The organism is Vreelandella piezotolerans, from assembly GCF_012427705.1.
GTDB classification, from domain to species: Bacteria; Pseudomonadota; Gammaproteobacteria; order Pseudomonadales; family Halomonadaceae; genus Vreelandella; species Vreelandella piezotolerans.
The window spans coordinates 2,657,151-2,671,040 of record NZ_CP048602.1; the positions used below are offsets into that span (position 1 = coordinate 2,657,151).

Below are 13,890 nucleotides of genomic sequence, written 5' to 3' on the forward strand. Positions count from 1 at the left end.
CTCTCGCTTGCATCACTTGGGCTGACGCTCGTGGGTCTGATGCGTCGTGTGATGTTTCGCTAGCACCTCGGCATAAAAGTGCGCCACCGCGGCGGCAAACTTGCCGATATCGTAGTCAGCGGCGAACGCTTTGGCTTGATCGCCGAGGGTTTCGCGCAACGCGTCATCCTCGACCAGTTCCACCACTCGCTGCCCCCACTTCTGGCGGTTTTGCGGCGTCTTGAAGCCGTTGTGGCCATCGCGCACCACGTCATCGATACCGCTCGAGCGTACGGCGACCACCGGAAGCCCAGCGGCCATGGCCTCTAGAATCACCATACCTTGTGTTTCCGAGGTAGAGGCAAACACGAACACATCGCCTACGTGATAGTAAAGCGCCATCTCTTCTGGCGGCACGGCCCCCACCAAGGTGACCTGTGCTTCCAAACCCAGCGTGTCGATCTGTGTTTGGATCGCTTGTCGGTCCGGGCCGTCGCCGACCAACAGCAAGCGTAGGCCGGTCTTTCCCTGGCGCTTCAACTCTGCCAACGCTTCCAGCATGAAGCCGATGTTCTTCTCTTTACTGATGCGAGAAACGCTTACCAGCACCGTATCGTCGACCGCGATAGCCAACTGCTGGCGAAGCGACGCCACGGCCTCCTCGTCGGCATCGGCAAAGCGTGCCGCGTCGATCCCCGTGGGCTGCACCAGCGTCGGCGTCTTGACCCCGATCATGCGCAGGTACTCCTCTGCCGAATAGGTCGGCACGATGACCCCCTGGCAACGATTAGAGAAGCGCTTGATCAAATAGTGAGAGATCAGGTTGCGAAACAGTGCCCCCGGCAGCGGTACGAAGTGCGCGTAGTGCTCCAGGCGCGTGTGATAGGTGTAGATGACCGGCACTTTCAAACGACGCCCCATCCACAGACCCATCGACCCCAGCCAGAACGGGTGATGTACATGGATCACATCGGGCTTGAACTCACGCAGGCAGCGGCGAAAGCCCGCGCTGAACGGGTTGGTCAAGCGAAATTCACGCTTCTCGCCAAACGCCATCAGCGTGGGTACCCGCAGAATGGTGTCATCGTCCTGCCACGACTCCCGGTAGCGCGGTACCAGCAGCTGCACCCGATGTGAGAGATCGCCAAGACCCTGGCGTAGCCGCTCCACCGATACCGACACGCCGGAAACGAACGGGAAGTAGTTGTTCGACACCATCGCCACTCGTAAACTTTTTTCCAGATAGGGCGTGGGGTCGATATCGAAGTCGGGATAGTAGTCGCGCTCCTCGAAAATCAGCCTGTAAAGCCGCATGGCCAACAGTGTCAGCAGCCCGACGATCAGCAAGAACCGCGGATAGCTGACGTAGAAGAAGGCGTAAATCGTCGACCCCACGCTGCTCAGCATGCGCCACCAGCCGGGGCGGTCGACGTTCAATCGCACCGGCGAGATGCCCACGCTGTCACCGGCCACCTCGACGACGACGTAATGATGAAAACTCTCATCGGCATCCAGCAGCAGGCCGCCCGCGCCGCCGGTGGTCACGTACGTCACCCCGTTGACGGTGTGCTGGGCGTATAGCGAGAGATTCGCGGAAAACACCGTATCGACCCCATAGCGCTCGGCCAAACGCATGATGCCTTCAGCAAGCCGGGGATCGTTGAGGTAGTTATCTTCTTCGAACAGCGGGGCATCCTGGATGACGTTATGCAGTGGCAGGCCCACGAACACGAACCGATGGGCCGCGTCAGAGGCGGCTAGCTCGCGCTCCAGCCAATCCAACTGCCAGGAAGTCGACGACTTGCCAGTGCCATCTAGAAAAATGAAGTGGCTGTTGCCCGCTACGAACGCATAGAAATGCGGGCCAAAGTAGTCGTAAAACAGATAGCTGCCGAAATCGCTGTCTTCATTATCGCCGTAGGTCAAGAGATAAGGCATGTCGAGCAGTTCGAGGCTGTGATAAATCGCCTGATAACTCTCCTGCTGGCCGCCACTCACCGCATTGCCCGCCGACACCATGAAATCGATATCGCCCTGGTTGAGCAGCGGAACGATCTCGTCTTGAAAGACATTTACCGAGTTATTGATGTTGCCCACCACCGCAAAGCGGTAGGCATCTCGGCCTGCTAGTCGGTCGCGTACCTCGGCGACTTCTACGGTATGCAGCGATTCGAACTCGGGTTCGGCCACGTAGAGCCACACTTGGTGAACGATCAACCCCGCCACCAGCGCAAGGTTCAAAACGAAAAACAGCCTCAACCAGCGCTGGCGGGAGAGGCGAAAAAGGCGTCGAGGCATGTAGAGGCGCTTATCTCAAAGAGTCATTCGGTGGCTGTGACTAAAGCGCGGCACAGCCGTTCAAGGTGGCCAGCAAGCGGCGCGAACCACCCTGCTCACGATGCTCACCTAACCACACCCCTTGCCACGTGCCAAGGGCCAAGCGGCCATCGCGTACCGCAAGGCTGAGCTGAGTGCCCAATAGACTAGACGCCACATGGGCGGGCATGTCGTCGGGGCCCTCTAACGTATGCTGAAAGTAGCTCAGTCCTTCTGGCACCAAACGTCGCATGAAAGCATCCAGATCATGGCGCACGTCCGGGTCGGTGTTCTCGTTGAGCGTCAACGACGCGGAGGTATGCATGAGCTGTAGATGCAAAAGCCCCTGATGGCACTCCGCCAAACAGGGCAGTGCTCTGGCGATCTCATCAGTAATCAAATGAAAACCGCGGGACATTTCCGGCAAGTGAATCTCTTGTTGATGCCACATAAACACTCCTTTGTTATATGCATTGTCAGAGGATACGTTAACAGACATACCATAGCCTATTTCCACTACCTGCCGAACAGTACCAAGAGGACCGCGTGGCGTGGTGCCACCTACCCTGATAAATTGAGCGCTGTGATGGTCTGACATTAAAAGGAGCGAGATGATGACATCCGTATGGCGGCCAAGGAGCATGGCCACGCTGGCAACCCTGGCCGTGACCGGCACATTCTTGATGGGTTGCACCGGCATTCCCGATGGCACGGAACCGGTGACTGACTTCGAGCTCGAGCGCTATCTTGGCGAGTGGTACGAAATCGCTCGCCTGGATCACTCCTTCGAAGAGGGACTAGACTGCGTCACCGCTACCTACAGTAGGCGCGACGATGGGGGCGTCAAGGTGATCAACCGAGGCTACGACCTGGAAGAACGCGCCTGGGACGAAGCCGAAGGTCGCGCCTACTTCATCGATGACGAGAGCGTGGGGCGGCTGAAAGTCAGCTTTTTCGGCCCGTTTTACGGCGGCTACAACGTTCTCGAACTCGACGATGACTACCAGTGGGCGTTGGTGGCAGGCCCTAACCGAGACTACCTGTGGATTCTGGCACGCACCCCCACGATAGCAGGCGACGTGGAGCAGCGCCTTCGTCAGCGCGCCGCCGAGCTGGACTTTCCCACCGACGAGTTGATCGACGTGGTGCAGGATCAAACCTGCCCAGGCCGCTAACGGACCCACGTTAGCCATTGGGCAAGGCGGGCACCCGGCCCGCCATTTCTCGCTGTAAGAAGTCGATCAACGCGCTGATCCTTTCCGGCACATGGCGGCGATGCTCGAACACGGCGTAAAAGTCAGCGCGTATGCCCTGCCACTCCGGTAGCAACGTTTGCAACGTCCCACTGGATAGTTGCTCGTTCACATCCCACCAGGAACGCAGCATCACGCCGTGGCCATCCAGCGCTAAGCGGGTAATGACCTCGCCGTCGTTACTCGCCAATGGCCCCCTGACCTTCACGGCCTGGCGCTGCTGGGATTGCCGGTGCTCGAAGCGCCATAGCGGGAAGTCGCTATCGTTTTCACGAATCACCAGGCAACGGTGCTGAGTAAGATCGCTCGGAGCCTTCAGCGGCGGCATTTTTTTCATATAGCTAGGCGCAGCGCACAAGACGCGGCGGTTGGGTAGGATACGCTTGGCGACGAGGCGTGAATCCGGTGGCTCGCCAATACGGATGCCGACGTCAAAGCCGTGATCGCTCAAATTGAGGGGGAAGTTGGTCAGCTCAAGCCAGCTCTCCACGCCTGGGTGCTCGGCGCAAAACCGCGATAGCAGCGGCGCGATATGCCGCCTGCCAAAGCCGAAGGTCGCGTTGACCCTCAGCCGACCGCTTAGGCCTTGGTTCGCGGTCTCGCTGAGTGAGCTTTCGAGCGTTTGTAACTCCTCCAGAATGAGACCACCTTGAGACAGGTAGCGCTCGCCTTCGAGAGTAAGCGTCAACCGGCGCGTCGTACGCGCCGCCAGCGTCACCCCCAGCCGAGCCTCTAGCTGCTTCAAACGTTTACTCACGGCTGAGAGAGACAGCCCAAGCTCGCGAGCAGTGGCGGTCAAGCTTCCCGCTCGCGCTAGCTGCTGAAAAAAGGCGAGGTCATCCAGCATCATGGGATTATTCACTTTTAGGCAACAATAGCTTGCATAATAGCCTGATTATCTCGTCGCCAACAGGCGCTACACTCCTACTAAGCAATCACACTCCATCCTTTCCGCGACATCCAACCACATAAGGATCTTCCATGGCCCATCGTATTGCAGTCATCGCTGGCGACGGTATCGGTACCGAAGTGATGCCCGAAGGTATTCGCGTGCTGGAAGCCGCCGCCAAGCGCTTCAATATCGACCTGGCGTTCACCACCTTCGAGTTCGGCAGCTGTGACTACTACTTGGAACACGGCAAGATGCTGCCCGACGACTGGTTCGACCAGCTCAAAGGATTCGATGCACTGTTTTACGGAGCCGTGGGCTGGCCAGACAAAGTGCCCGACCATATTTCGCTATGGGGCTCGCTGCTGCAGTTTCGTCGCCAGTTCGACCAGTACATCAACCTGCGCCCCTGCCGATTGATGCCCGGCATCAAAAGCCCGCTAGCGGGCCGCAAGCCCGGCGACATCGACTTTTACGTCGTGCGCGAAAACACCGAGGGCGAGTACTCGAGCGTCGGCGGCAAGATGTATGAAGGCACCGAGCGTGAAATCGTCATTCAGGAAACGGTGATGAGCCGAACCGGTGTCGACCGCGTACTAAAGTATGCCTTCGACCTAGCGCAAACCCGCCCACGTAAAAAGCTCACCTCGGCCACGAAGTCCAACGGCATCTCGATCACCATGCCCTACTGGGACGAGCGGGTGGCCGAGATGGCCAAGCAGTACCCAGAGATCGCGGTGGATAAATTCCATATCGATATTTTGACCGCCAACTTCGTGCTGCATCCGGACTGGTTCGACGTGGTGGTGGGCAGCAACCTGTTTGGCGATATTCTCTCCGACTTAGGCCCTGCGTGCACCGGCACCATTGGCGTCGCCCCCTCGGCCAACATCAACCCAGAAGGCAAGTTCCCCAGCCTGTTCGAACCGGTACACGGCAGCGCACCGGACATCGCCGGTCAAGGCATTGCCAACCCTATCGGCCAAATTTGGTCTGGGGCGATGATGCTGGAGCACCTGGGCTATAAGGAGGCGGGCGACGCGATGGTCGAGGCCATTGAAGCGGTGCTGAGTGAGGGCGATAGCCAAGTGCTCACCCGCGACGTGGGCGGCCAGGGCACGACCGAAAGCCTCGGTAACGCCATTGCCGAGCGGATTCGCGGTTGATTCTTCTATAAAAGCGTTCGTTAACGAACAACGCCTCGCTGGCAGCGAGGCGTTGTGCGTTTCAAGCGTCGATTAGTTTGCCAGTTTGGCAGCAATCTCAGCGACATGTTTGCCCTGGAAGCGGGCAATTTTCAGCTCGCGGTCATCCGGCTGGCGGGAACCATCACCACCGGCCAGCGTCGCAGCGCCATAGGGCGTACCGCCGCTGACTTTCGAAATATCGAACTGCTCTTCGATGCCGTAGCCAATGGGCACGATGACCATGCCGTGGTGGGCCAACGTGGTCCAGGTAGAGGTAATGGTCATCTCATCGCCGCCGCCAGTGCCGGTCGACGTGAACACGCTCGCCACTTTGCCGCGCAGCGCGCCGTTGGCCCACAGGCCGCCGGTTTGATCGAGGAAGGTGCGCATCTGACCCGCCATGTTGCCAAAGCGCGTCGGCGTGCCGAAGATGATGGCATCGTAATCCGACAACTCCTGAGGTGTGGCTTCCGGCGTGGTGAAGTCCTGCTTGCCGCCAGCGTTTTTGAACGCCTCCTCCGGCATGGTTTCAGGCACACGTTTTACCGTCACTTCGACACCGTCCACTCCCTTAGCGCCTTCGGCCACCGCGGCAGCCAGTGTATCGATATGGCCATACATGGAGTAATACAGCACCAGTACCTTCGTCATAACGCACTCCTTTGGACTTGCATTCGAGCATTGGACAGGTTGCCCGTCGAGGGCAATGAAAACTCACTAAACCATAGCCTAGTCAAACGTAGAGAAAAGCGAATGTTTTCGATGCTCCGCATCGATTTCATCGACGTGCCGACCTTGCGCTTTTGCCACTTCGGCACTAATTTTTCTTGTATCGTATTTACGGTATGTTTCATTCACGTATAACGCCAAGGAGTCCGGCATGACGATTTTCGAAGCACTTCGCAAAGATCACGACATCCAGCGAGACCTGCTGGCCCGCTTGGTAGAGACCCATGGCGATAGTGAAGAGCGCGATACCCTCTATCAACAGGTACGCGCCGAACTGAAATACCACGCCAACGCGGAAGAGAGAGCGCTTTACATCCCCATGATGGACATCGATCTCACCCAAGAAAAAGCGCGCCACAGCGTGGCGGAGCATCATGAGATCGACGAGCTGATCGAACTGCTGGACGACACCGACTATAGCGCCAGCCACTGGCTCACTCACGCTAAGCAGCTTCAACACTTGGTGACGCATCACTTGGACGAAGAGGAGCAGGAAGTTTTTCAACTGGCAGGCCGCGGCCTCCAAGAGAACCAGAAATCCTCTCTGGCCAAAGAGTATCAGGAAGAAATGCGGCGACAGCGAGCAGACTAAACGTCCTTAGTGTGCGACAGACGCAAGAGCGTCGGTGATCAAAGCGCTTGTGGCAAAGGGCCATGAGCGCTTTTTTGTACCGGCAACTTTCATCATCCCACCCGCCATTTTCACGCGAACGACGCCTCCCCTTGTGGACAGCTACGGGCGTGGGTAAAGGTAGGAACGATAAAAAAGCAAATGCCCATGCTCAAGGACACTTTCATGCTAGGCCAATGGCTCGACTGGACGCTCGACGAGGAACGCCCCTCCCCGCGCATCGGCCGCTTCCCAAGCGGCACTTACCATCTTCACGGGCCAGGTATTCTAGAGCTCACCCCTAACATTCTGCGCCCAGAGGCACGCGCCTGTGTATTTTCTGCGGCGATACACGGTAACGAAACCGCCCCGGTGGAACTGCTCGGTGATTGGCTGAGCGCTTTGGAAGCCAGCACGCTGCAGTTAGGCGCGCCGGTGCTGGTGATCTTGGGTAACATTCCCGCGTTAAAAGCGCACAAACGCTTCATTGCCACCAACCTCAACCGGCTGTTCAAACGCGATCTGGACGAGCGGGGGGCCGAACCCGACCGAGCGCGAGCGTTAATGGAAGCAGTAGATACGTTCTTCGCCCGCCACCATGCGCTGCCGAAACTGCACTACGATCTGCACACGGCGATTCGGGACAGTTTGTATACCCGCTTCGTCGTCGAACCCTACGCCCTCGCCGCCACCGATGCGCAGCAGTGGCAGTGGCTGGCCGGAGCCGATATGCAGGCCGTGCTCCACCAACATCAGCACAGTTGGACGTTCTCCCACTACAGTAAGCACTATCATCACGCCCAAGCGTTTACGTTCGAACTGGGTCGGGTTGCCCCGTTTGGTGACAATGATATGGCTCCCCTGGCGCCAATGCTGACGCTCTTGGGCTCACTCAGCTCAGGTTATCCGCCGCCGACAAAGCCCGCAGATAACATGGCCTTTTTTAAAGTACAGCACGAGCTGATGCGCCAAGCGGAGGACTTTACGCTCTGCTTCGACGATGACGTACCCAATTTCAGCCGTTTCGAGCCCGGCACCTGCCTCGCCAAAGATGGGGTAGCGGGTGATTTCATCGTGGAGAAGACACCATTACATGTGGTGTTCCCCAATGCCCACGTCGACATAGGCGCTCGTGCGGCACTGTTGGTGGTGCCCAGTCATGCCATTACCTGACGGACACTTGCGCTACTGCTTGACGATGAAAACGTACTTTTCATAACGACGTCTTTTTTTATAACAACAACGTGAAGGGGCCGTCAGGACACATCGCCACGTACCAAGACCAATGTCGTCCTGATAAAGTACGCGCATTTGGCGCAGTCCTGATAGAATCGCCCCTTTTTTCGCGCCAGCCGCACACACGCACGACAAATTCATTTGTTGCTGCTGCGGCAACCCTGTACTGGAGCCTACGTTATGGCCGCTACGCCTACTCCCCTTGAAGTGCGCAATATTAAAAAGCGCTTTGGCGATACGGAAGTTCTCAAAGGTCTCTCCCTGGAAGCCCAAAAAGGTGACGTCATCACCCTCATTGGCGCCTCAGGGTCGGGCAAAAGCACCTTCCTGCGCTGCATGAACCTGCTTGAACAGCCCGACGATGGAGAGCTCTACGTCCACGGCGAACAAATTCGTTTTAAAACCACCAAACACGGCCGTGAGCCCGCCGACTGGAAACAGGTGGTGCAGATGCGTGCCAAGCTCTCGATGGTCTTCCAAAGCTTCAATCTATGGGCACACATGACGCTGCTGGAAAACATCATCGAAGCGCCGATCCACGTGCTCGGCAAGCCCAAAAAAGAGGCAATCGAGCATGCCCATGCGCTGCTGGATCGCGTAGGGCTGAGCGCTCGCGCCAATGCCTACCCGGCACAAATGTCCGGCGGCCAGCAGCAGCGCGGTGCCATTGCACGGGCGCTCGCCATGGACCCGGAAGTCATGCTGTTCGACGAGCCCACCTCGGCACTGGACCCGGAGTTGGTCGGCGACGTGCTGAAAGTCATGCGTGACTTAGCCAATGAAGGACGCACCATGGTCGTGGTCACCCACGAGATGAGCTTTGCCCGCGACGTGTCCAGCAAAGTGATCTACCTGCACCAAGGCTTGGTAGAAGAAGCCGGGGCGCCGAACGAGGTGCTGGGTAATCCGCAGTCACCGCGCTTGAAGCAGTTTCTAGCGCCCAAATACTGATCCGCGAGGCACGCACACCATGCTCGATTTGCAAGGTTACGGCCCCCGCCTGATCGAAGGGGCGGGCGTCACCGTTCAACTGGCCGTTCTATCGCTGATCTTGGCCATCCTCCTAGGGCTGCTGACGGCCAGCGCCAAGATGTCGCGTAACTGGCTGTTACGTCGCACCGCCACCGTTTACACCACGGTGATTCGCGGTGTGCCGGACCTAGTGCTGATGATGCTGCTGTTCTTCGGCGGCCAGATCGGCGTCAACGCCATCAGCGACATGCTGTATTACAACTACGACATCGACATTTATATCAATTTCAATGCCTTTGCCGCAGGCGTACTGACCATCGGCTTTATCTTCGGTGCCTACATGGGCGAAACCTTTCGTGGGGCGTTCATGGCAGTGGATAACGGCCAGATAGAGGCAGGCAAAGCCTACGGCATGAGCAGTGGTTTGGTGTTTCGTCGCATTCGCTTCCCCCAAATGATGCGCCACGCCCTGCCCGGCCTTTCCAATAACTGGATGGTACTGCTCAAAACCACCGCGCTGGTCTCGGTAATCGGCCTGACCGACATGGTCCGAGTAGCCGCCGAAGCCTCCCGCGCGACCCACGAGCCCTTCGTGTTTTTGATCCCCGTCGCGGTGGCCTACCTGCTCATTGCCAGCGTCTCCGAGTGGATCTTTGCGCGCCTACAAAAACGTTACGACATCGGCTTTGGGGGGCAGTGACATGTTAGATATCTCTGCATGGTTCAACGACCTACTAGCGGACAACCTGATTTTCACACCGACGACCCTCGGCTACTACTGGGAAGGATTGGTGACCACCACACAATTGGTCTTTCTCTCGCTGGTGGCCGGGCTCATCCTAGCGGTACCGCTGGCCATCATGCGTAGCTCCAGGCACAAATGGATCAGCCTGCCAGTCTATCTGTATACCTACGTGTTTCGCGGAACGCCGCTGTTGATCCAGCTCTACATCATTTACTACGGCGTCGTATTTATCGACGGCATTCAAGAAACCTTTCTGTGGCCGGTGCTGCGCGAAGCGTTTTACCCCGCGCTGATTGCCTTTACGCTGAACACGGCCGCCTATACCACCGAAATTTTCCGTGGTGCCATCAAGGCAACGTCGAAAGGCGAAATAGAGGCCGCACGGGCCTATGGCATGTCGCAACGTTTGATGATGCGGCGGATCATTCTGCCCAGCGCCTTTCGACGCGCGCTGCCAGCCTACGGCAACGAAGTCATATTCATGCTGCATGCCAGCGCCATTGCCAGTGTGGTGACGTTGATGGATCTGACCGGTGCGGCACGCTTCGTGTATGCGCGCTTTTATGCGCCCTTCGATGCGTTCCTATTCGTCGCAGCCATCTATCTCTGTTTGACCTTCGCGATCTTGTATTTTTTCCGCTTCTTAGAGAAAAAGCTGCTGGCCCACCTGCAGCCACAAACCACCTAACCAAAACAAAGACAACACGCGCCAGCGTAAAACAAACGTTGGTTCAAATGCAGACTCCCCCTTTTCGCCAACCTCAACCTGGGGTACGTTAAGGGGGATCACCTTGGGTGAACCTGCTTCTTTTGGAGTCTAAAAATGAAAAAACTACTGACTGTTTCTCTGCTGGGCTTGGCCGTCGCTGCAGCATCTTCTGCTCACGCGCGCGATTACGACAACGTCCGTATCGGCGTCGACGTTCCCTACGAGCCCATGGAATACCGCACCGCTGAAGGTGAACTGACCGGCTTCGACATCGACCTGGGCAACGCCCTATGCGAGCGTATCGGTGTTACCTGTGAATGGGTCGAGCAGGAGTGGGACGGTATCATTCCAGGCCTGATGTCACGCAACTACGATGCGATCATGTCCTCCATGACCATCAACGACGAACGCCGTCAGCAGGTACTGTTCTCAGACCCCTACATCACCATGCCGTCTGCCTGGTTCGCTCCGAGCAGCCTGGACATCAGCGAAGCCAACGAAGAGACCCTGGCAGGCAAAACCATTGGCGTTCAGCGCGGCACCCTACAGGATAACTACGTCACCGATAACTTCAGTAGCGTCGCTGACATCAGCCGCTACTCCACCGCCGACGACATGGTGCTGGACATGGAAGCACAGCGTCTGGATATCGTCTTCCTCGACTTCCCGATCGGCCAGTCCACGCTGCTCGAAAGCGATGAAGCCGAATATGTCGTAGTGGGTGAGCGTATCAGCGAGCCGAAAGAGTACTTCGGCGACGGTTTCGGTATCGCCTTCCGTCAGCGTGACGAAGCGCTAGCCGAGCAGTTCAACGAAGCTCTGGCGGAGCTCAAAGAAGACGGCACCTACGATGAGATCTACGCCCGTTATTTCGGCGAAGAGTAAGCGCTAGCTGCTTGAGCGAGCCTCCCCACTTGGGGAGGTTCGCAAGCGAGACGCCAACATGCCCTCACGCCTCCTCTTATCCCCCGCGCTGCACGCGCTTCGCCCAGGTACCCGTGGCAACATCGCCCGTTTCTACCTGAGCGAATGGTTCGACGAATAGCCCTCCCCTTTTGGCACGCCCGTGCCAAGGCACGCCCCTGTGCGTGCATATTGCCCTGCGTGTAAGGCGCACGGCACTCCTGCGCTTAGCGCACCCCATGCAATAGCCGCCCTAAGGCGGTTGGCATACAGCAGCATCGACCTACCTACTAAAAATCGCTTCAGGAGACTGACTATGCGTTATGCAACGCTGTCCGTGGCCGCTGTTCTTGCGGCTGGTGTTTCACTTTCATTGGCATCCACTGGCGCCTTTGCCCGGGATTATGACGAGATTCGACTCGGCGTCGATGTCCCTTACGAACCCTTCATGTACCGCGAGGCCGACGGCACGCTCACCGGTTTCGAAATCGAGCTCGGCAACGCTGCCTGCGCCTACATGGAGGTCACCTGTACATGGGTCGAGCAAGACTGGGACGGCATCATTCCGGGACTGCTGGCGCGTAACTACGACGCCATCATGTCCTCCATGGCGATCACCGACGAGCGCGCCCAGCGGGTGCTGTTCTCCGAGGCGTACTACACCACGCCCAGCGCCTGGATCACCACCCGTGATAAAGAGATCGATATCGAAGATCGTGCCAGCCTGGAAGGCTTGACCGTTGGCGTGCAGCGAGCGACGTTGCAGGACAACTACGTCACTCAGCTTTACGGCGATGTCTTGGAGATCCGTCGCTATACCGGTGCGGACGATGTGGTCACCGACCTGATGGCGGGCCGCCTGGACCTCACCTTCATGGACTACCCCATCGCCGAAGCCACCATCGATATCGACACGCCAGAGAGCGATTTCCAGCGCATCAGCGACTTCATCAAGCAGCCCGAGGAGATTTTTGGCCAAGGTGTGGGGATGGCGTTTCGCCCCCGCGATGAAGCCCTGGCCGAACGCTTCAACGAGGCTCTGCACGCGCTCAAGGAGAACGGCACTTATGATGAGATCATGAACCGCTACTTCAACTACGATGTACGTTTATAAGCGCGCTGTTCGAATAGCCTGACGCTACCACTACGAGCGCCGGCCTCTGGTCGGCGCTTATCGTTTCTGATGACTCTCCAGGGAACTCCATGCTGACACTTGTAAAGAATGCCCAACTCTTTGCCCCCGAACCGCTTGGGCTGTGCCACCTGCTGATCGCCGACCAACGCGTTGCCGCCGTGCTGAATGCCGATGAAACGTATCAATTGGGCACGCTGATTCGTACGGTGGACCTGGAAGGGCGCCGCGTGATTCCAGGGTTCGTCGACCCGCTGGTGCACTACATCGGCGGTGGCGGTGAAGGCGGCTTTGGCAACCGCACCGCCGAACTCAGCCTGGAAGACGCCTGTGCCTCCGGGGTGACCACGCTGGTGGGCGCGCTAGGCACCGATGCACTTACCCGCACCCCAGCCAACCTGATTGGCAAAGCGCGGGAGCTGGCCGCTGGCGGGCTGAGCACTTACGCCTACACTGGCTCTTACCAACTCCCCCCCGTTACGCTGACTGGTTCGGTAGCCAGCGATATTCTCTACATTCCTGAGTTCATCGGCGTGGGTGAAGTCGCGATTAGTGACCATCGCGGCTCCCAACCCACTACCCAAGAGTTAACGCGGCTAGCCTCCGACGCCCGCACCGCCGGGCTGCTCGCAGGGAAATCAGGCATCGTCTTCATTCACACCGGCGACGCCGACACCCACTTGGAGCCGCTGCGCCAAGTCGCCAAAAACAGCGCCATCCCGCTGACGCAGTTCTACCCCACTCACATAAACCGCACTGCCGCGCTGTTCGAAGATGGCCTGCGCTTTGCCCGTGAAGGCGGGCGCATCGACTTCACCACCAGCACCACGCCCGAGCTGCTGGCCGGTGGTGAAGTGCCTGCCTCCGAGGCAGTGGCTCGGGCGCTGAAAGCGCGGATCGAGCCCGGCCAACTCAGTCTCTCCTCCGATGCCAACGCCTCGCTGCCGGAATTTGATGATCAACACCGGTTTATTGGCTTGAAACCCGGTAAACTCAGCAGTCTATTCGAGGTGCTGGGCGAGTGCGTCAATGAGCATCAGATCAACATGGAGCACGCGCTACGCTGCGCGTCGACCACCGCCGCCGATACGCTCAAACTGCCCCGCAAAGGCCGCTTACAGACGGGTTCGGACGCAGATTTCATCGTACTAAGCGAAAATCACTGGGCCATCGACCAGGTCTGGGCACTGGGCAAACCCATTTTCAGCGCCAGCTAAGTGTCACGCCCTC

Annotated in this window: 14 protein-coding genes; 10 read left to right on the forward strand and 4 right to left on the reverse strand. The window is 58.1% G+C overall.

The genetic code is table 11. The annotated features are described in order from the left end of the window. Positions 1 to 12: 12 nt before the first annotated feature. Together GYM47_RS12200 and GYM47_RS12205 are read right to left on the reverse strand one after the other, a co-directional pair. Entirely contained in the window at positions 13 to 2,277 is a 2,265-nt protein-coding gene (locus GYM47_RS12200) for a glycosyltransferase (protein WP_153843770.1), read from the reverse strand. Positions 2,278 to 2,317: 40 nt separating this feature from the next. Further along, positions 2,318 to 2,746, reverse strand: coding sequence for a secondary thiamine-phosphate synthase enzyme YjbQ (locus GYM47_RS12205; RefSeq protein WP_062372734.1), 429 nt, complete (start codon positions 2,744 to 2,746; stop codon positions 2,318 to 2,320). Between the two features lie 190 nt (positions 2,747 to 2,936). Here GYM47_RS12205 and GYM47_RS12210 point away from each other — a divergent pair, with 190 nt between their 5' ends. Further along, positions 2,937 to 3,470: a lipocalin family protein gene (locus GYM47_RS12210; protein WP_062372732.1), complete on the forward strand. Its 534-nt coding sequence runs from the start codon at positions 2,937 to 2,939 to the stop codon at positions 3,468 to 3,470. A 10-nt stretch (positions 3,471 to 3,480) separates the two neighbouring features. On the opposite strand, the gene GYM47_RS12215 is transcribed toward GYM47_RS12210, so the two are convergent. Beyond that, positions 3,481 to 4,398 carry a LysR family transcriptional regulator gene (locus tag GYM47_RS12215; protein ID WP_153843771.1) on the reverse strand — a complete coding sequence of 306 codons (918 nt, stop codon included), beginning with the start codon at positions 4,396 to 4,398 and terminating at the stop codon, positions 3,481 to 3,483. A 131-nt stretch (positions 4,399 to 4,529) separates the two neighbouring features. Here GYM47_RS12215 and GYM47_RS12220 point away from each other — a divergent pair, with 131 nt between their 5' ends. Next, positions 4,530 to 5,603 (forward strand): tartrate dehydrogenase, encoded by a 1,074-nt coding sequence (locus tag GYM47_RS12220; RefSeq protein ID WP_153843772.1) that lies wholly within the window; start codon positions 4,530 to 4,532, stop codon positions 5,601 to 5,603. Between the two features lie 72 nt (positions 5,604 to 5,675). On the opposite strand, the gene wrbA is transcribed toward GYM47_RS12220, so the two are convergent. Beyond that, positions 5,676 to 6,275, reverse strand: coding sequence for an NAD(P)H:quinone oxidoreductase (gene wrbA, locus GYM47_RS12225; protein WP_153843773.1), 600 nt, complete (start codon positions 6,273 to 6,275; stop codon positions 5,676 to 5,678). A gap of 229 nt (positions 6,276 to 6,504) precedes the next feature. Between wrbA and GYM47_RS12230 the strand changes: the two genes are divergently transcribed. The 8 genes from GYM47_RS12230 to iadA all read left to right on the forward strand — a co-directional run bounded on the left by GYM47_RS12230 (position 6,505) and on the right by iadA (position 13,877). Then, positions 6,505 to 6,945 (forward strand): hemerythrin domain-containing protein, encoded by a 441-nt coding sequence (locus tag GYM47_RS12230; protein ID WP_139526768.1) that lies wholly within the window; start codon positions 6,505 to 6,507, stop codon positions 6,943 to 6,945. 204 nt (positions 6,946 to 7,149) lie between these two features. After that, the gene (locus GYM47_RS12235) at positions 7,150 to 8,136 is read left to right on the forward strand and encodes a succinylglutamate desuccinylase (RefSeq protein WP_153843774.1); all 987 of its coding nucleotides are present in this window, start codon (positions 7,150 to 7,152) and stop codon (positions 8,134 to 8,136) included. 243 nt (positions 8,137 to 8,379) lie between these two features. After that, complete coding sequence (locus tag GYM47_RS12240) at positions 8,380 to 9,150, forward strand: ABC transporter ATP-binding protein (RefSeq protein WP_139526764.1); 771 nt, start codon at positions 8,380 to 8,382, stop codon at positions 9,148 to 9,150. Positions 9,151 to 9,169: 19 nt separating this feature from the next. Continuing rightward, positions 9,170 to 9,871, forward strand: coding sequence for an ABC transporter permease (locus GYM47_RS12245; protein ID WP_058577210.1), 702 nt, complete (start codon positions 9,170 to 9,172; stop codon positions 9,869 to 9,871). Between the two features lies 1 nt (position 9,872). After that, a complete protein-coding gene (locus GYM47_RS12250; RefSeq protein WP_139526762.1) occupies positions 9,873 to 10,604 on the forward strand; it encodes an ABC transporter permease in 732 nt (243 codons plus the stop codon). A gap of 135 nt (positions 10,605 to 10,739) precedes the next feature. After that, a complete protein-coding gene (locus tag GYM47_RS12255; RefSeq protein ID WP_139526760.1) occupies positions 10,740 to 11,510 on the forward strand; it encodes a transporter substrate-binding domain-containing protein in 771 nt (256 codons plus the stop codon). A gap of 334 nt (positions 11,511 to 11,844) precedes the next feature. Further along, positions 11,845 to 12,642: a transporter substrate-binding domain-containing protein gene (locus GYM47_RS12260; RefSeq protein WP_139526758.1), complete on the forward strand. Its 798-nt coding sequence runs from the start codon at positions 11,845 to 11,847 to the stop codon at positions 12,640 to 12,642. 89 nt (positions 12,643 to 12,731) lie between these two features. Further along, a complete protein-coding gene (gene iadA / locus GYM47_RS12265) occupies positions 12,732 to 13,877 on the forward strand; it encodes a beta-aspartyl-peptidase (RefSeq protein ID WP_153843775.1) in 1,146 nt (381 codons plus the stop codon). Positions 13,878 to 13,890 lie beyond the last annotated feature (13 nt).

Excerpts from the sequence above, each read along its gene's own strand:
- GYM47_RS12220 (WP_153843772.1), top strand. The coding sequence starts at position 4,530 with ATGGCCCATCGTATTGCAGTCATCGCTGGCGACGGTATCGGTACCGAA.
- GYM47_RS12210 (WP_062372732.1), top strand. The coding sequence starts at position 2,937 with ATGGCCACGCTGGCAACCCTGGCCGTGACCGGCACATTCTTGATGGGT.
- GYM47_RS12200 (WP_153843770.1), bottom strand. The coding sequence starts at position 2,277 with ATGCCTCGACGCCTTTTTCGCCTCTCCCGCCAGCGCTGGTTGAGGCTG.
- GYM47_RS12255 (WP_139526760.1), top strand. The coding sequence starts at position 10,740 with ATGAAAAAACTACTGACTGTTTCTCTGCTGGGCTTGGCCGTCGCTGCA.
- GYM47_RS12230 (WP_139526768.1), top strand. The coding sequence starts at position 6,505 with ATGACGATTTTCGAAGCACTTCGCAAAGATCACGACATCCAGCGAGAC.
- GYM47_RS12205 (WP_062372734.1), bottom strand. The coding sequence starts at position 2,746 with ATGTGGCATCAACAAGAGATTCACTTGCCGGAAATGTCCCGCGGTTTT.
- GYM47_RS12235 (WP_153843774.1), top strand. The coding sequence starts at position 7,150 with ATGCTAGGCCAATGGCTCGACTGGACGCTCGACGAGGAACGCCCCTCC.
- GYM47_RS12245 (WP_058577210.1), top strand. The coding sequence starts at position 9,170 with ATGCTCGATTTGCAAGGTTACGGCCCCCGCCTGATCGAAGGGGCGGGC.
- iadA (WP_153843775.1), top strand. The coding sequence starts at position 12,732 with ATGCTGACACTTGTAAAGAATGCCCAACTCTTTGCCCCCGAACCGCTT.
- wrbA (WP_153843773.1), bottom strand. The coding sequence starts at position 6,275 with ATGACGAAGGTACTGGTGCTGTATTACTCCATGTATGGCCATATCGAT.
- GYM47_RS12240 (WP_139526764.1), top strand. The coding sequence starts at position 8,380 with ATGGCCGCTACGCCTACTCCCCTTGAAGTGCGCAATATTAAAAAGCGC.
- GYM47_RS12215 (WP_153843771.1), bottom strand. The coding sequence starts at position 4,398 with ATGATGCTGGATGACCTCGCCTTTTTTCAGCAGCTAGCGCGAGCGGGA.
- GYM47_RS12260 (WP_139526758.1), top strand. The coding sequence starts at position 11,845 with ATGCGTTATGCAACGCTGTCCGTGGCCGCTGTTCTTGCGGCTGGTGTT.
- GYM47_RS12250 (WP_139526762.1), top strand. The coding sequence starts at position 9,873 with ATGTTAGATATCTCTGCATGGTTCAACGACCTACTAGCGGACAACCTG.